The sequence below is a fragment of the Mongoliitalea daihaiensis genome, assembly GCF_021596945.1.
GTDB classification, from domain to species: Bacteria; Bacteroidota; Bacteroidia; order Cytophagales; family Cyclobacteriaceae; genus Mongoliitalea; species Mongoliitalea daihaiensis.
Genome location: NZ_CP063779.1, coordinates 1,296,151 through 1,313,665, shown reverse-complemented (window position 1 = coordinate 1,313,665; position 17,515 = coordinate 1,296,151). Strand labels below are relative to the sequence as shown.

The window sequence follows — 17,515 nt, the reverse complement described above, 5'->3', positions numbered from 1 at the left end:
TTCATTTAGATTTTGCATACAATTATGCCCTTCAAAGCTAAATTTACTGCTTCTTCGAATTTCGATAATCCAAGACTTGTTTGATTCCTTCTAGACCTTCCACAAATAAATTCATCTGACCAATAATTTGAGACATTCGGTCATTGTCACCAAATCCTCTGACTCTATTGTTTCTTACAAATGTGGCTTTGATGGCATCCCAACGCTCTTTTTTGATTGGATCTAGCATGTTCATCATTTCTGCTAACTTCAACAAATTGGACTCAGCATCTGATGTCAAGGTTTGGGACTCGTTTTGATAATGATCAAGCAGTAGTTGTGTGACCTCTTTTTCATTCAAAATAGGCACAATTTGTCCCATCAATTTATTCATATCACGATAAGAACCTTGTAACTTAAATGGTGGTTCTTCCCGGTAATCATCAGCCATGGCAGCTGATGCTATGTAAGCAGCATTTACTTTTAAGACAACATCCCTTATCTTCATGGTCTTTTGCAATACTTGGATACAATCCTGAATTTCCATACTCGTAATATTCCCCTCCAAATCTGGCAATTGCTGCTCTCCATTTTCAATGAATTCCACTAGTTTGTATAAATTTTCCAAGCCATACTGGGTGATAGACTTTAGGTACATATTGGATGTAAGGCCATTTTCAATCAAACTTAACTTGAACAAATCTACTCTATTGGATGCCGTATCACCTAAATTGTAGATATCCGCTCGGTTGGATAACATATCTGGAATCTGGAATTTTTCTCCACTTTCAGTATAAGGATTACCTGCCATTACAATACAGAAGCGCTTCCCTCTGAAATCATAGGTTTTGGAAACCCCGTTATAAACTCCCTCAATCTTTCGTTGCCCATCTGCTAAGGAAATGAATTTCTGTAAGAACTCTGGATTGCAATGCTGAATGTCATCCAAATAAAGCATCACATTATCTCTCATCTCAAAAGCCAAATTGAGTTTTTGTAATTCTTGCCTAGTTGCAGCATTTTTGGCCTCGGCAGGATCCACAGATGTTATTTCATGACCTATGGATGGACCATTGATTTTCATAAAAATCAAACCTAAACGATCAGCGACATATTCCATCAAGGTAGTCTTTCCATACCCAGGAGGAGAAATCAATAACAGCATTCCAGAGCGATCGGTACGTTTATCTTGCCCAGAAACCCCTAATTGTTTGGAGAAATTTTGTCCAATCAATGGAAAATATACTTGGTTGATTAATTTATTTCGAACGAAACTCGTTAATACCTGTGTTTGGAACTCATGCAAACGGAGTGCTTTTTTCTTTTCCAAAATCAAGTGATGCTTCAACTCTTGTAACTGCTGAAATCTGGGACGAACTTGGTCAGAAAAATACCGTAAGCGTCTATGGAAATCATGATAATCAAAGTCGTAAACAACTGAATCTGTTTCTTGAGACCCGATAGCTGTCTTCAAGCCCTCAAGCCTAACTTTTCCAGAAACATGATGAATATCCTGACCATGATAAGCACCTGTAATAATAAAAGCAGTAGCCTCCTCCACAATAGACCTAGGAAATTCTACTTGAAGTGTGGAAATATATGTTTTGATCCAATGGTTAGAAAGGTGCCAAATTGCCGCAGGAAAGGCCTTCAATTCCTGTTGTGCTTCAGCAAAGCTTATATCAAGGTTTTTTTCCTTCAGTGATTTTTTGAATGCAATCAACAATTCATTGGCTTGAGCTTCCATAATGAAACTGTCATTGGCTTGCTGTTCCGAAAGGTAAATGGATGCCTGATAAGAGTTTACATCTGAAAATAATTGATAGGTATTTTTAAATTGTGAGATTTCAGTACTTAAGGTATGCAGGAGATGCTCAATTTCTTTTGTATGGGCAAAGGCCTGCTTGATTAGGTTAATGAAGATAAACTGTTTTTTAAAAAACACTTTTTGGTCTTCTGGAAGGAAATACCAAAAAAGTTGGGCTAGAGCCCGTGTGGTTGATTCAAATCTTAAAAGTCCCAGGTCTCGCTCTTTTTCCAGCAATGCCTGAAGAATCAACAGTGCATCTTGGTCATGAACTCCTTTCACATAACCTTCTCCATAATGTGTGGCCGTATATTGTGCAATTTGATTAGCTAAATCAGAATCAATCCATACTTTATTTTTATCCAAGCTCTGAAAAACCTGCCATGCCAGGTATTCTGTACGGTGCACCGTTCTATTTTCTGAAGGCAGTTCCTGATCCCAAACATCCTTTAACTCTTCCATTTCAGGAGCATGTACAGCCTCATAATAAGAAGTACCTGTCAGATGAAAATGATATGTATTATTTTTTACAAGCATGGTAAGATCTAACTTTTGCTGATTGACAGCAAATCGATATTCTCCCAATTTGATGACTTGATTGCCATCCTCAAATAGTTCATTTTTATCCTTTAGAGCCCGAATAGCTTCCTGCTGCAATACTTGCAATTGATTAAGCAAATCTTCCGATTTGGCTGAATCTCCCAAGGATTGTAATTGGGATGCAACATCCCTTACTTTATCGATCATAAGATCCGAAGCGAAATATCCGTTGATTTCCACCTCTGTTCCAAAAGTTGCTGCTCTGGATTTAATACTGTTCAAAATTCTCGTAGCTGATGCAAATAAAGAATTTGTCCGTTTGTTTCTGGCTTCTGTTAAGTTGCCTTTTTTTGATTCAAATGCAGCATATACAGACTCTCTTTTCTCACTAATTTTATCAATAAAATCATCGAAGTCGACAAATCTTCCCTCCAGTTCCTCCAGTTGAATTGAAAGTTTGGACAAGTATTCATCGCATTTGGCCGTGTCATTGGCCAATTCCAGAAAATTGACAATTGACTGCTCAAACAAGGTCATCTGAGCTTGAAAATCAGCCCTTGCTTCTCGCTCTCCGATCTGTTTCCGTCGGTTATTGAGCGCTACTCGTTGCTGGTTCAATTGGGCGAAAATCAGTGAAATACTCTCAATAATTTGAGTAGCATGCGCTGTATCTTCCACATTCAGATTATTAACGATCTCAATCAATAATTCCAATTCCTTGGACAATTGGTCAAAGGACTTTTCCAAAGATTTTGCATCAATGACCTTCTCTAATTTGCTGACATCATTCGTCAGAAAGTCCATTTTTACTTTGTAATAGTCTAAAGCATTATCCTGCAGCAAAAACTGCACGCAAGCCTGTGAAAGTTCTTCCGCTCTTTTAGCTACGCCAACTTCAAGCAGCTCCACTTGTTCCAAATCTATGTAGCGAAGGTTTTTAAGACCAATGATTTCACCACGAATGCCTCTCATCTGAGAAAGAAGAGAAACATATTGATCTAAGCTTTCAAAGTTGGAACTCCTCGTTTCAAAAAGTACTTTATCAACTTTCTCTTTTACATTTGTGTAAGTTGAAAGTGTATGCTGTTTGATCTGCAATACCTTTTCAAACTCACCGATAGCAGCAAGTGCAATTTCTTTAGTTTCCTGTAAAGCTTGGCTAAGCGCTTGAAGTTGGGAGCTCCTCAACCAAAAATACCCATCTAAAATGCTTTGACTCCTTTTTTCAATGTCCAGGTATAACCCGTTGTAACTATCTTCTTTGGCAAGAAGTACTATCAGCTCTTGAACTTCTGCCATCGCTTTTACAATAGAGCGATTACCTATTTTGTATAATTCATGATTTTTGAATGCTTCATTCGGTAGAATTTCTTTGGTGTATGGCGTTTGCCAAACTTGAATATTGTGATGTTTACCAGGCTCTTTTTCAGTATTGAAATAGCAAAGTTCACCTTCAGTAAACAATGTATACCCATTACAAAAAATCGGTGTTTTTACAGTTTGCTCAATGACATTGTAAGAAAGGATTACAAAATCGTGGTTCTTTTCCTCATAAAAAATGAAGAGATAATCCTCTCCATTGGGAGATTGAATTTTCCTCAGAAATTTCACCCCTTCAATTTTTCTGTCAAAAATTTTATTTTCTCCTGTCTGTAAGTAATAGCCGTTGGAAAGGAGGATTCCTTGATCATCAGGCAGCAGAATACCAGCATCCTTTAAGGTATCAACTCTCACAACATTCTTTACTCGATGATTAAAAATAAAGTATCGTTCGCTTTCCAGATAAGGTTTGATTTTTAACAAGACTAAATTTCCTAAATCACAAAAGTGTATTTCTCCATCATCCAAAGATTGATCTGAATGCAAGACATCTTCAGAATAAATGCCTAATCCATCATCTGTATTATCTTCAACTTTGATGGTCAGATTACCTTTGGTAGTTTCCACAAAGACCTTATCAACTATCGAGATATGTGGATTCTTACCGGTTCTTTGCATATCCCTAGTTGCTCTGATCCATTCAAATTCATACTGTAAAGGGAATTTGACCTCAGCTGCACTGCGTGAATCCACAAATTGAAGCTTATTTTCCTCAATCAACCATTTAAAGGCCTTGATATCAGTGGGACTGTCTGATAGTTGAAACACCATATAGAGGAAACTCCCTTGCACAAAAAATCTTGAAAATTGCGTATGTCTATAAAACTTATAAAGGTTTTGCAGTTCATCAGCAAAGCTTTTATCCTGAATCAACTCCAATGACATGGGATGAAATTCGTGGTCTGAAAAGCGATACACACTGAATACATCTCCGACTTCCAAGACGGTTTTCAGACCTAAGCGGACATTATAGCCAAAAAGACAAGCATCTCCAATGGACACGATATCCCTAGCGATGCAATTATGCTGGGTATTGATGCGGACATTGGAAAGTAATTTGAATTCGACTGCTCCAAAAATCTGCTGTCTTTCCTGATTGAGCTTCTGAAGGTTTTCAACCAAGGAAGACCGCTGTTGCTGAAGCCTCGCCTGAATGATGTCGTATGTACCTTTTTCTATGTTAGTTTCCATATATCAGAGGATCCTTGAGAATGCATTGGTTTAAAAATGAGGTTAAGAACCTGTTTACAGAAATGGGAATTGAAGAACTCATCAATACCAAGGTATACCATAGAGGCTCTGAAATTGGATGTCAGAACCTCAAGGATACACGGTTTGCAAGGCCGATTGACCCTTACAATATTCTCCTGTTTTCGACGCCCATAGTTTTGGCAATCGATAACATATTGGCTAAGAATCCTTTGTCTTCTTCGCTTGCTTTCAATTGTATTTGTGTAATCAGTGCTGCGATGGATATGTTTTTCAGATCTTCAGTAGTAACCCCGTATTTATTTGCTATACCCCTGATTTTTTCAATTAGGTCATTAGGAGTGTCTCCTGTTTCGGAAACCCCCATTAATGAATCTTTCACTTGGGAGATAGTTTGAGAATTTTCCACCAACTTATCTATTCCTCGGGCGGTAGAAATTTGCTTAATCAAATTATTGAAGAATGTATTATCTCCGCCAACGATATCAATTTTAGCTGTTTTAAAGGCCTCGGCAAGCACTTTTGCCTGTGCATCAGCGATGTCTTTCTGTATACTGATCTGTGCCAATTCCACTTCTTTCTCCTTTTGAAGCTTCAATCTGAACTCCTCATGCTCCTTGCCAGCATCATTCAATTGCTTCATAGCGCCTGCTTTCTCCTGAATACCTTTGGCCTCAGCAATAGCTTTTTCCTGAATGACTTCTGCCTCAGCCAATCCTTCTTTTCTTTTGGCTTCTGCTACTTTTTCAATGATGACCGCATCTACCATTCCTTGACGCTCAAGTGCATCTGCTTTTGCATGCATCACCTGTGCCTCTGACATACCGATGGTAGCTTCCTCTTTGGCTTTGGCCTCAGCAATAATTTTTCTGGCTTCAGCTTCCTTATCAGCAGCATCTTTGCGAGCGTTGGCTTCAATAATGATTTTTGCAGCTTCGTGTTTAGCGGACTTCTCCTTGGATTCAGCAGCTTTCACTTCTTCAATCAAATTGATTTCAGCTTCTTTGGCGGCAATGATCAAAGCAACCTCTTTTTGCCGATTAGCTCCCTTAAATGCTTCGACATCCTTGATTTTCTCCTGTTCCTCTACCACGGTTTTTTCCATGGCTACTCTTTCTCTGATCGCATCTTGGATATTTTTCTTCTCAATCTCTACTGCTTTTTCCTTTTCAATCTGAGCCAATGCCACGATTCGCTCACGCTCGGTGGCTTCAATATCTCTATCTTTTTTCACCCGTTCGGTTTCCACAGCCTCAGCCCGTTCCTTATTCTTGGCAGCAATGATGACTTGCCTTAGTTTGTTTTCCTCCTGGATTTCCAATTGTTCCTCCGTTCGGATACGAACTTCCTCTGATTTGAGTCTTTCTTGGGACGTTACTTTATCGATTTCAGCCTGTTCACGTGCTTTGATTGTTTCTATCTCTCTTCTTTGGGACTCTTCCTTTTCCTTGAGTTGCTTTTCAAGCTCCAAAATCGCCTCCCGTGCTTCTACATCTTGTTTTTTGATGATTTTTTCTTCATCCCTGCGGATTTGGTTAGCTTTAATATTTTGGGCGGCGGTCAGCTCCGTAATTTTTTTGATACCCTCAGCATCAAGAATATTATCTCTATCGAGATTATCCATTTTGGTCTGTTCCAGATAATCTATGGCACAGTCATCCAAAACATATCCGTTAAGATCGGTACCAATAATATCAATGATTTCATCTCTAAACTCCCTACGTGCCTCATACAACTCAATGAATTCAAACTTCTTTCCGACTGTTTTTAAGGCCTCAGAGAATTTCGCTTCAAACAAGCTTTCCAAGGTTTCATGATCAGAAGCACGGGCACAGCCAATGGTCTGAGCAACGTTGATAATATCTTGTACAGACTTGTTTACCCTCACGAAAAATGCTACTTTAATATCTGCACGCATATTATCCTTACAAATCAAACCATCTTTCGACATTCTTGAAATTTCCAATTTCTTAACAGAGATATCCATGACTTCTTCTTTGTGAAGGATTGGAACTACTAATCCCGCATTAAAGAAGATCTTTACACCGCCCTGACCGGTACGTACGAGTACCCGACCTTGACTTACTTTTTTGTACATTGAAATGAGCCACACAAAGAGCCCTAGTAGCACGACTATACTCATGCCCGCTACGACATAAAAAGATTCCATCATAAGTTTATTGGTTTTTTTAGAGTTGAAATTTTTGAGCTAAATAGTATTTTTTGTCTAGTGATTCTTCCAAAATGATTACTGTCTCATTGAACTTAATCAATTCATCATCTATTGATTTGGCATAAACCTTTATCACATCTCCTTCTAGTTGAATTTCGATTTGGCCGATTTTATCTTTTCCAATGGGGGCTATCACTTTACCGGTTTTTCCTATAAAATCTATAGCCTTTTCTCCTTTATGATTGAACTGAGCATAAATTTTTATAAATGGCCTAGCCACTACTTTTGTTATAAGCATACTGACTATCAAGCCAGGTATATAGATCAGCAATCCCAGTAGACTATCTGCAATCCCAAAAATTGCAGTGACATTCACATTGATTAACCACATGGAAAACACCACAATGGATATGATAAACATAACTGGCAACTCACCAATATAAAAGAATTCCAAAAAGGCATTCCAAAATCCTTGACTTCCAGCGTTGCCTACCTCTGGATTACTAACATCGGTATCTGCATCCATATCAGCGACGTCAATATCAAATCCTGTGAATATGACAATTAGCCAGTAGAGCAGCACCAAGAGACTCAGTACAGTCAGAATAAAATTGGCCGGAGCAAAAGAGATTTCCAGTAGTCTTTCCATAATGGGGATCTAAGAGATAAATCTATCGTGAAACTATTGCAAAAAGGTATTTCAGCGGAATTAAATTATCAAACTTTATCATCAGAGACATCTGTTCCTGAAAGTCCTAAATTCTTTTTCATCCGCGCTAATTCATCTTCCACAGATATATCTTCCAATGCTTTTTTGACTTTCTCATCATGGCTTATAGAACTTTCTGCCATTTCTCCGTAAGCCTGTGCCAATGCCTCATCCTGAACCACTCGGTCTTTCATGCGCTCAAGCATAGATACCACACTAGTACTGTCCATATTGGTCATCTGCTTATTTATCTTTTGCGTAGCACTGCTCACTTTAATTCTCGCTTTCAAGGTAGCGAGCTCATTTTCCCATTGCTTAATCCCCGCTTTGATCCGGTTAACATTTTGCTCTAAGGTCGCCACCTGCTTTTCCAAATTGTTGACATCCTCTGTTTGAATCTTAATATCCTGACTCAATTTTGATTTTCTCCTTAGGTTTTCTTTGACAAAGCCCTCTGCTTCAATTGTATCCATTTCTCCAGAATGGGCTTTTTTCAAAAGTAAAACAGATTTATTCTGTAAATCCTCTTCTTGACTGATGGAATCTTTTAACTCTCTCATCCGCTTAATATGCATGGCCTTTACTTCAGCTAAAGCTTTCAATGCACGATCCTGATCTTCTCGCATATCTCTCAGACCCTGTTCGATCATTTTGATTGGGTCCTCTAATTTGTCTATAGCCGAATGAGTTTCTGCTTGTCCAATTTTGAATAATCTTTTTAAAACGTTCATAACGATAAGGATTTATTTAGAGAATGATAGTATTTCATTTGAATATTCTGAGAGCAATAAGCCTAATGAATTGATGGTACTTTCCAATTCCTTTAAGTCCAAAGTCTCCGCCTGCAATGTATTTCTGAATATGACCTTCTCGCCAGTTTCATCCAATACAAAAGCACCATGCACAATATCTCTGTTTTTAATTAAAAGCTGCTTGAATATTTCCCCTTCATCTTTGACGTTAAAGAGATATTGCTCAATAATTATGATCGGTGTCGCAACACCAATCACCATGTTCTTGACACCAAAATCTTCATTTTCTATGACAAGCAAATTATCTAATTCGCTCTCATATTGAATTACAGAACCAAGTTCAAGAATATAATCTTTTACAATTTTAAAATACTTGTCCATCATCTGTTGTTTTAAGGTTTATTTTAAAAATGAATTTTTTAAACTGACTGTTCCACAATATTAAATAAAATTTCTAAGTTTGCAAATACTATTAGCTATTTTTTGCTAATATTATTTGACTTTTATCTAATTTAAATTGCACCTATGTCAAAATTTGGTAAAAACATAAAAAAAATAAGGAATGTACGTGGACTTACACAAGCACAACTTGCAGATATGCTTGATGTAAGCAGGGGCGTCATTAGTTCCTATGAAGAAGGAAGGGCGGAGCCCAAAATCGAAACAATCATGAAAACAGCAGAAGTATTCAACCTTACAATTGATGCACTTCTTACCAGCAATATCACTGTTAACCAACTCAGTGGCTTCACTTTACCTTCCCTAACTCAGTCACTTCCATCTGCTACTAGACAATTCACAGAAACAAAGGATTTTCCAAGTATATTCCCTAATAACACTGTATTTATTTCAGGAAATGAGCTCCCACCAAACGCTTATATCCAACAAGATGAAATTGTATGTGGTATCCCAAATGTACCGGTTTTAGGAAAAGTTTATTTGACTATATCAAAAGAGGGATTTCAAATAGGTAAATTAACAAAAGTATTAGAGGGACAAATTATTTTAAATAATCAAACTATTTCACTCTCAGAAAACGCGGGGATTTACGAAGTGATTGGTATATACTCCCCGTTTAAAGAATATTCTCCTTTGGAAGACCGAATAACCAATCTGGAAAAAAGAATTAAAAATTTAGAAGATTTGCAAAAAAGCTAATAATAATTGCAAAGCTAGCCTGCCACAAAAAAATCCGCAGAAAGCTGGCGTTTTCTGCGGATTCAAATTATTTTTTTTAACTATTCCTATTATTTATACAAATTATTAAACAACATCTTAAAGGTCCCATGAGACTGGGCTCTGTAAGTAATCTCAGGACCATAAGCCACTAAACTACCTTTCCCAACAGGAGCAGAAAAAGCTGTAATGCCATCTTCCAAGTAAGACTGTCCCCAAGCCCAACCTGACTTTAGGGGGGTCTTAGTGTCAAACCAGGATAAAATTTGGAACCCTTGCAGCTTAGCCTCTGGCTTCAGTTTGAATACAGGGCTGTTATTAAACAAAACATCCGCATGTGTTTTCAATCCCCAATTGAGCGGCAGAGAAGTGTCGACTCTAGTTACCAAAACCGAACCTGGTACAAAATATTTTCCACTTGGAAGCATCCGTTCGGAACCATCCGGTTGAATTTCAGCCAGAGCGTTTCTTACAGGTAAATCTAAATGATAGGCCAATGCAGTTGCCGAGCCAACAGTCAGCACCTTCCCACCTTGCTCCATAAACTTCTTCAATTGTGGAATTGATTTATCAACGGAAATGCTCCCAATCATGTGCTGATACTCCGCAGGAATCGATGCTACATCCATACCGAAACCTCCACCTCTACTCCCAGCAGGGGGAATCCCTCCTGATATAAAAAGAATTACATCATACTTTTTATTCAGATCTCCTGCATCAATTTCTTTCGGGAATATCAATTGAAAATCAAAATTATACTGCTCCAACATCCATCGAACCCATCCACTAGGCATGGAACCTCCATACTGGTCAAATAATGCAATGCGTGTAGGTTGAATTGTCGTCGCTTGGGTTGGCTGTCTGCGTGCTGGAGCAACCGTAATGCCGTATTGTTGGACCAAAGGAGTCAATCTACGTTCCGCACTAGATGGAATGTAAAATGATCCAGCAGGAATTGCTCCTTCGTCATTCTGTATACGAGAGACTTTTACGCCTTGCTTAAGCAATTGATTGACCACTGGAAAGGCATCATTTTGCGCAGCGCTGATCAAGTATCCATTACTTGAAGAAGCCAAAGACTTTGAAGGTGCTGCGACTAGTTCCCCGTAAGGCAAGGTTTCAAATGGTCCATCAAAAGCATCCAACACTCTGTCAAACTGAATACCCATTTGATACGCCAAAGTCCAGCCTGCTGCATCGTACGGACGGATCGGAGGACCTCCTGGATACTGAAAATCATTGGGATAATCTTGTGGCTCAAACATGTCTAGCACATGTGGTCTAAATGCCTGATCAGTTTTTACAACAAAAGAACCTATGGGATAAGATGTACCCTCTAAGGTAAAGGCTGCTGTCGTTCGCTCGATTCGTATACCTGTTTTTACCAACGCGTTGATAAATTTAACGACCGTGGCCATGTCTTCCTGATTAGCTGGAATGATAAATCCTCTAGGATCCCGTTGATCAGGGGCTTGATAAACTTCCTCATAGAATTCTGAAGGAATCGCACCTCCTCTTCTGGCAAAAGGATTGGAAGAAAGCTGGTATTTATCCTTGTTTTTTTCGTAGGCCTCTTTGATAGCATCAATCTTACGTGGATAAGGTGTCCAATAATCAGAAGAACCCCTTGCTATTGAGCCTTTACCCATGCTATACATATTGTACAGCAAGTGGTCGCTATTTCGTGCTGCATAATCTAATACAGCAAAGTTCATGGAAACTGAATAATCGATCGATTGCTGGAAATACCACGTTTTCTGAGGTGTGACTGGAAATGGTGTATTGCTATTCGGTAATAATCGATCCGGAACCAAAGGTATTTCTTCTGGATTAGGTCCACCGATAATCTCAGTCAAGATACCGATAATATTGTGGAAATGAGTCGTTGTGCGCAAGCCTCCATTGTACCAGGTAGAAAAAACAGAGCCATTCATACGGGTAAATCCTGGTTTGTTTTCCGCATTCAAGCGGTTGTACATGGCAGCACCCACTGCATCAATTCCTGTTACCATCATGGGGTCAAACACATGGTTGAAAGGGTCTCGGTATGGGGGGCCCGCCAAAACAGAACCTGCTGGTCCTCGCTGATGATGATTGTACATCACCTGAGGAATCCATTCCACAAACAGCTGATGTCCCATATTGGTAGACTCTTGCATATTTTGGATATAGAAATCCCGGTTATTATCATGCCCTATATATTTTTGATACAGAACAGGAAGTCCGGAAAGGCTACGCTTTTCTGGTTCCGACTCCCGCATGTACCAATCCCCGATTTTTTCATGACCATCTGGATTGGCATGAACAAATAGGATAACCACGTTTTCCAGGATACGCTTGGTTTCATCATCCTCCCTTGTAAGCACCTGATACAAGGTTTCCGTCAACTGGTGGATACCTACAGTTTCCGTGGAGTGAAGGCCTCCATCAATCCAGACCACTGCTTTGCCTTCTTTGGCAAAGGCCTTAGCCTGTTCATCAGAAATCCCTTCTGCTCGGGCCATCTTCACGGAAATTTCCCGTAATTGATCCAATCGGCTGTGATTTTCAGGGGAAGTGACAATCATCATGTATTGCTCTCTGCCTTCCTCTGTTTTCCCAATGGAGACCAGTTTAGCTTTATCGCTCGCATCTGCTAGCTTTTTGAAATAGGCCTCTGTCTGGGTATAATTACTCAACATGTAATTATCTCCCATCCCAAAACCGAAGTGGGACTGGGGTGTGGGTATTGTCTGTGCAAATGACATCAAAACCACTAAGCACAAAGCTATCGTGGCAGCGTATTTGATTTTGTTCATAAGTTGATTGGGTAAGAATTAACACTCGATGCTACTCAAAATTTATCAAAAAATCGGGGAGAATTACAGAAGCGGTTTATTTATTGCCACAAAAAAAGGGGTTTTTAACCCCTATGCTCAAATTTCCTGAAAATCAACTGCAAAAATTCATCCAAGGCCTCCGATTGTAAATTCCACTTCAGTTCATCTACGTAGCGTAAATTCAGCATGTTGATTGCTTCCGTAAAGTTTTGACATTGATCGATTGATTTCAATGCATATCTCAACAGATCCGAATTGCCCTCAAAAAGTTCTTTGGTAAACATGAAGCGTTGATTGATTCCTATACTTTCGCTCAATTCCTGAATACTGATCTTCATAACACTATACTCTTCTGATTCAAAACGAGCCCAAATAGCATGCGGGTCCAATTGGCCCTCTTTATTTTCAATCGTTACTGCCGCTGCACTTGGTGTTGCTGCTGCCACCTCTTTTACCTCTACCACTACACGTGTATCAGAGACATCTTCTTGCTTAGACTCAAAAATAGGAGTAAACAAAGCAGACCTTTTCACTTCCTCGACCGAAACATCGGATGGAAAAGGCTCTTCTTGAGCACTTTCAGTGTTTGGGGATAGAGACTGTTCCTCTAGGAGTGCACCAAAATCAATGGCCAAGACAGCAGACAGTGATTCCAAAAGCTCCTGACCGGACCGCAGCTCACTAGCTTGTTGTTCGTAATTCGCTTGCAAAGCAGCTACATAGGCTACATGGGATGCACCCAATGCCGCTCGATCAATCAAGTTCTCCATCAATGACCGATGCCACTTATAATAGCGCTTATTTTCTTTGAAATATGTATTCAACTGCCGCTCCGGTGTTTTTTCAATTTCTTCCATAAAAAATGTCAAAGGATCCACTGCTAAGGAAATGGCGTCTGTCAATGCGGAGATCAGTAAAGGTTCAAAGTTTTCCCGATCTATTTTGATGGTGCGTGACAATACATTCATAAATTGCTTCAATGCATCATGCACCGCTTTATCTCGGTAATCAAAATAAGGGTTGGATTTTAACTTTTCCAATTCCACCTGCCAGGCTTCAAAAAGGGCTTTAATCACAAAAAAATTTACCTGCTCAGCAGGTGTTAATTGAACAATTTGAGGACCAGTAATGTATTTATTCTCATGAAAGTGTTGCTTACTTACCTTTGCTGCAAAATCTTTCACATAACTTTCAATATATTTTTGGTTTATTTTCACGTGCATACTATTTGAAGACAATTTATTTAACGAGACCATACAATCTTTATGATGAAAATTATCATACAAAATATCGATAATCATTCAATCATTTCTACAGAATCTAACCGTAAAGTTATCGAATTAATTCATGAAAACTACATTGATTGGATGCATGCCTGTGGAAAAAAGGGAAGATGCACCACTTGTAAAATGATTGTAATCGAAGGAATGGAAAACTTAGAGGAACTCACCGACCGGGAAGAATTTTTCAAATCCAAAGGACGATTAAAAGCCAACGAACGCTTAACTTGCCAAGCTAAAATCAAACAAGGAACTTTGGTGATTCGGGTGGCCGATGAAAATAAGTTTCCACACGTATCATATTCTGAATAAGCTATGTTTATTGAGCCTTCCTTAGGTAAATTCCACTCAAAAGAAAAAAAAGGACAAATTGAGGTCATTTGCGGATCTATGTTTTCCGGAAAAACGGAAGAATTGATTCGTAGGCTCAACCGCGCACTGATCGCCAAGCAAAAAGTAGAGATTTTCAAGCCTTCCATCGATAAGAGATACCACGAGGTGGATGTAGTCTCACACAATGAAAATGCCATTCGGTCCACTCCTGTAAACTTTGCAGAGGATATCCTCCTATTGGCTGGAGACTGTGACGTAGTAGGCATTGATGAGGTGCAATTTTTCGATGCACGGATTGTCCATGTGGCCACCGTACTTGCCAATGCAGGCAAACGCGTGATTATGGCAGGGTTGGATATGGACTTTGAAGGAAAGCCTTTTGAGCCCATGCCTCATCTGATGGCGATCGCAGAATATGTTACCAAAGTACACGCCATCTGTATGAAATGTGGAGACCTTGCTTCCTACTCTTACAGACTGATTGAAAAGAAAGATAAAGTAGTGTTGGGAGAAAAGGAAAGCTACGAAGCACGTTGTAGAAAATGTTTCAATGAAGGTAAAAGCTAATGTTAGTCAAAACCTCAGGCTTGGTTCTATCCTACATCCGGTACAAGGATACATCGATCATCGTCAAGATTTTCACCAAGGAACTTGGCCTGAAAAGCTACATTATCAACGGAGTGAGAAGCTCCACTGCCAAAAGTAAAATGGGCTTTTATCAACCTATGATGTTACTCGATTTGGTAGTCTATCATAAAGAGACGAGTAATCTTAATCGCGTCAGCGAAGTAAAGTTGTTGCAAGCCTTTCAAAGAATCCCGTTTGAATTTAAGCGCTCCGGTATTGCCATGTTTATGGCAGAGGTTTTGTCTCGCTGTCTTTACGATGGATACCAAAATGAGTCTATGTTTGATTTCCTCGAAGAGGCTATTACCCTGTTGGACAGTCCGCATTGTAACCTGACCCATTTCCCAATCACGTTTTTGATGGAAACTTCCAAGTACCTAGGATTTGCTCCGGTGTCCGCTGAGGAATTCTTTGAAGAACTCAATCAAGCATGGGCATCCTCTAGGGATTTTCAAGTAGAAGCTACCTATCTGGATGGACTGTTACAGCATTCTTTTGCCTTTGATCAGAACGTACCAAGCATTGCTCGACGCAACCTGCTAGACCTCTGTCTGAGCTATTACTCAGCCCACTTAGAAGAGTCTAAAGAATGGAAATCCATTAAAATATTGCGACAAATCATGCAAGAAACCTAGTTTTTTTACACTTTAGCCTCAGATTTAGGTCAAATGTTTGCGATTTCAAAAGTCTTGGCTTATTATTGTGGCGTTACAGTATCCCAAAATCCTCTCCCCGTGGATTTTATACTAGCCTGAATACCTTTTTCATTCAGTTCAGTAATACTCAATACACATTCAATTATCATTTACATCATTATCTAATTTCGTAAGCTTTTTATGTATAACATAGAAGAACTAAGAATCAGACTTCTCTCTGAATTAAAGGAGATTGCTGAGGAGTTGGGTGTCAAAAATTTTAAGACACTCAAAAAAGACGATCTTGTCTACGCCATTTTGGACCAACAAGCGATCACCCCAGAAGCTGCTCTCCCTAAAAAGAAACCTTCCATCGTAGAAGTAGAAGAGAAAAAATCACCCGAACCAGCTGCTGAAAAAGCTCCCCAAAAAGAAGAAAAAACCGCTGAGACTCCTGCAAAACCAAAATTTAAACGAGAGAACGTCGGCGAAACTCCTAAAGAAGATGCTAAGGTAGAAAGCAAGGCGCCTCAAAAATCCCGAGAACCACGGAAGGAAGAGCGAAAGGAAGAGCGCAAAGAAGAAAAAAAAGAAGCCCCTGCTCCAAAACCAACTACTCCAACAGTAGCTACTCCTGAGGAAGAAAAACCTAAGTTTATCAGACCTCGAAAAAAAGTAGTCGAAATCGAGCCATCCCCCGAGCAATTTACCGCTTCAGATTTTGTAGAAGAAAAAGCCGCTCCTCAGGTCGAAAAGAAATCTGTTGAAAAAGCTGAACCAAAAGCAGAAGCTGAGGTAGAATTGCCAAGAAGAAAAAACTTCAGAGATATTGAAGAAGCACATATTCCAACAGCAGAAGTAATTTCTACTAAGAAAAAACCATATGTAAGTCCACGGGAATTCGAAGGAATCATCGAAAACGAAGGTGTTTTGGAAATTATGTCCGAAGGATATGGATTTCTACGCTCGTTGGATTACAATTACCTCGCTTCCCCGGATGACATCTATGTTTCCCCTTCTCAAATCAAACTTTTTGGACTAAAAACAGGTGACCATATCAAGGGCACCATCCGTCCTCCCAAAGAAGGAGAAAAATACTTTGCATTACTGAAAGTCATTTCTGTCAATGGCAAGACTACCGAAGAAATCAGAGATCGTATTCCCTTTGAATATTTGACGCCACTCTTCCCTGAGGAGCGGTTGAATCTTTCTACCAAACATGACAATTACTCTACTCGGATCTTGGATCTTTTTGCTCCGATCGGGAAAGGTCAGCGTGGGATGATTGTGGCACAGCCAAAGACCGGTAAGACTGTATTGTTGCAGCAGATAGCCAATGCTATTGCTGAAAATCACCCAGAAGTACACTTGATGGTCTTGTTGATCGATGAGCGTCCAGAAGAAGTGACAGATATGGCCCGTTCTGTAAAAGGTGAGGTGATCTCTTCTACCTTCGATGAGCAGGCAGAAAGACACGTAAAAGTTGCTACCATCGTATTGGAAAAAGCCAAGCGAATGGTAGAATGTGGTCATGATGTAGTCATCTTATTGGATTCCATTACCCGATTGGCAAGAGCTTACAATACGGTGGTCCCTTCCTCAGGAAAAATCCTTTCCGGTGGTGTGGATGCCAACGCACTTCACAAGCCGAAGCGATTCTTCGGAGCTGCTAGAAATGTGGAAAATGGAGGTTCCTTGACCATCATCGCTACCGCCTTAGTAGAAACAGGTTCCAAAATGGACGAGGTCATCTTTGAGGAATTCAAAGGTACCGGTAACATGGAATTGGCCTTGGACAGAAAACTATCCAACAGAAGAATCTATCCTGCGATCGATGTACCAAGTTCTGGTACACGAAGAGAGGATTTGTTGATGGACAAAGAAGAGATGCAACGTGTGTGGATTTTGCGCAAGTTGATGTCCGATATGACCTCTCAGGAAGCCATGGAATTCCTCTTGCAGCGTATGCGAGGCACGCGGGATAACATTGAATTCTTGATCAGCATGAACAGCTAAGAAAAAAGCTTCAAAATAGACAAACTCCAGTTGCAAACAGCTGGAGTTTTTTTGTAAACAGAAATTTGCATATGGTATGT

12 protein-coding genes are annotated in these 17,515 nt (G+C 39.6%); 5 read left to right on the top strand and 7 right to left on the bottom strand.

What is annotated here, in order from left to right; all coding sequences use genetic code 11:
* Positions 1-43: 43 nt before the first annotated feature.
* The 5 genes from IPZ59_RS05405 to IPZ59_RS05385 form a co-directional block, all read right to left on the bottom strand.
* Positions 44-4,897, bottom strand: a complete 4,854-nt coding sequence (locus tag IPZ59_RS05405) for a DNA repair ATPase (RefSeq protein WP_236138860.1) — start codon at positions 4,895-4,897, stop codon at positions 44-46.
* Between the two features lie 163 nt (positions 4,898-5,060).
* Positions 5,061-7,088, bottom strand: a complete 2,028-nt coding sequence (locus tag IPZ59_RS05400) for a flotillin family protein (RefSeq protein ID WP_236138859.1) — start codon at positions 7,086-7,088, stop codon at positions 5,061-5,063.
* A 16-nt stretch (positions 7,089-7,104) separates the two neighbouring features.
* Positions 7,105-7,737, bottom strand: coding sequence for an OB-fold-containig protein (locus IPZ59_RS05395; protein WP_236138858.1), 633 nt, complete (start codon positions 7,735-7,737; stop codon positions 7,105-7,107).
* A gap of 68 nt (positions 7,738-7,805) precedes the next feature.
* Entirely contained in the window at positions 7,806-8,528 is a 723-nt protein-coding gene (locus tag IPZ59_RS05390; RefSeq protein ID WP_236138857.1) for a PspA/IM30 family protein, read from the bottom strand.
* 12 nt (positions 8,529-8,540) lie between these two features.
* On the bottom strand, positions 8,541-8,930 hold the full coding sequence (locus tag IPZ59_RS05385; protein WP_236138856.1) for a YbjN domain-containing protein: 390 nt from the start codon (positions 8,928-8,930) through the stop codon (positions 8,541-8,543).
* Positions 8,931-9,074: 144 nt separating this feature from the next.
* Between IPZ59_RS05385 and IPZ59_RS05380 the strand changes: the two genes are divergently transcribed.
* On the top strand, positions 9,075-9,707 hold the full coding sequence (locus tag IPZ59_RS05380; RefSeq protein ID WP_236138855.1) for a helix-turn-helix domain-containing protein: 633 nt from the start codon (positions 9,075-9,077) through the stop codon (positions 9,705-9,707).
* Between the two features lie 89 nt (positions 9,708-9,796).
* On the opposite strand, the gene IPZ59_RS05375 is transcribed toward IPZ59_RS05380, so the two are convergent.
* Together IPZ59_RS05375 and IPZ59_RS05370 are read right to left on the bottom strand one after the other, a co-directional pair.
* Positions 9,797-12,523, bottom strand: a complete 2,727-nt coding sequence (locus tag IPZ59_RS05375; protein ID WP_236138854.1) for a M14 family metallopeptidase — start codon at positions 12,521-12,523, stop codon at positions 9,797-9,799.
* Between the two features lie 104 nt (positions 12,524-12,627).
* Positions 12,628-13,767 carry a hypothetical protein gene (locus IPZ59_RS05370; protein WP_236138853.1) on the bottom strand — a complete coding sequence of 380 codons (1,140 nt, stop codon included), beginning with the start codon at positions 13,765-13,767 and terminating at the stop codon, positions 12,628-12,630.
* A 42-nt stretch (positions 13,768-13,809) separates the two neighbouring features.
* Between IPZ59_RS05370 and IPZ59_RS05365 the strand changes: the two genes are divergently transcribed.
* The 4 genes from IPZ59_RS05365 (at position 13,810) to rho (ending at position 17,435) form a co-directional block, all read left to right on the top strand.
* Positions 13,810-14,136 (top strand): 2Fe-2S iron-sulfur cluster-binding protein, encoded by a 327-nt coding sequence (locus tag IPZ59_RS05365; RefSeq protein WP_236138852.1) that lies wholly within the window; start codon positions 13,810-13,812, stop codon positions 14,134-14,136.
* A 3-nt stretch (positions 14,137-14,139) separates the two neighbouring features.
* Complete coding sequence (locus IPZ59_RS05360; RefSeq protein ID WP_236138851.1) at positions 14,140-14,724, top strand: thymidine kinase; 585 nt, start codon at positions 14,140-14,142, stop codon at positions 14,722-14,724.
* On the top strand, positions 14,724-15,419 hold the full coding sequence (gene recO / locus IPZ59_RS05355) for a DNA repair protein RecO (RefSeq protein WP_236138850.1): 696 nt from the start codon (positions 14,724-14,726) through the stop codon (positions 15,417-15,419). Before IPZ59_RS05360 ends, recO begins: the two co-directional genes overlap by 1 nt.
* A 201-nt stretch (positions 15,420-15,620) precedes the next feature.
* A complete protein-coding gene (gene rho / locus IPZ59_RS05350) occupies positions 15,621-17,435 on the top strand; it encodes a transcription termination factor Rho (protein WP_236138849.1) in 1,815 nt (604 codons plus the stop codon).
* Positions 17,436-17,515: the final 80 nt, after the last annotated feature.

What these genes read in the sequence shown, in the direction of transcription:
- IPZ59_RS05385 (WP_236138856.1), bottom strand. Translation starts at nt 8,930, where the DNA reads ATGGACAAGTATTTTAAAATTGTAAAAGATTATATTCTTGAACTTGGT.
- IPZ59_RS05405 (WP_236138860.1), bottom strand. Translation starts at nt 4,897, where the DNA reads ATGGAAACTAACATAGAAAAAGGTACATACGACATCATTCAGGCGAGG.
- rho (WP_236138849.1), top strand. Translation starts at nt 15,621, where the DNA reads ATGTATAACATAGAAGAACTAAGAATCAGACTTCTCTCTGAATTAAAG.
- IPZ59_RS05370 (WP_236138853.1), bottom strand. Translation starts at nt 13,767, where the DNA reads ATGCACGTGAAAATAAACCAAAAATATATTGAAAGTTATGTGAAAGAT.
- IPZ59_RS05395 (WP_236138858.1), bottom strand. Translation starts at nt 7,737, where the DNA reads ATGGAAAGACTACTGGAAATCTCTTTTGCTCCGGCCAATTTTATTCTG.
- IPZ59_RS05375 (WP_236138854.1), bottom strand. Translation starts at nt 12,523, where the DNA reads ATGAACAAAATCAAATACGCTGCCACGATAGCTTTGTGCTTAGTGGTT.
- IPZ59_RS05380 (WP_236138855.1), top strand. Translation starts at nt 9,075, where the DNA reads ATGTCAAAATTTGGTAAAAACATAAAAAAAATAAGGAATGTACGTGGA.
- IPZ59_RS05365 (WP_236138852.1), top strand. Translation starts at nt 13,810, where the DNA reads ATGATGAAAATTATCATACAAAATATCGATAATCATTCAATCATTTCT.
- IPZ59_RS05360 (WP_236138851.1), top strand. Translation starts at nt 14,140, where the DNA reads ATGTTTATTGAGCCTTCCTTAGGTAAATTCCACTCAAAAGAAAAAAAA.
- recO (WP_236138850.1), top strand. Translation starts at nt 14,724, where the DNA reads ATGTTAGTCAAAACCTCAGGCTTGGTTCTATCCTACATCCGGTACAAG.
- IPZ59_RS05390 (WP_236138857.1), bottom strand. Translation starts at nt 8,528, where the DNA reads ATGAACGTTTTAAAAAGATTATTCAAAATTGGACAAGCAGAAACTCAT.
- IPZ59_RS05400 (WP_236138859.1), bottom strand. Translation starts at nt 7,088, where the DNA reads ATGATGGAATCTTTTTATGTCGTAGCGGGCATGAGTATAGTCGTGCTA.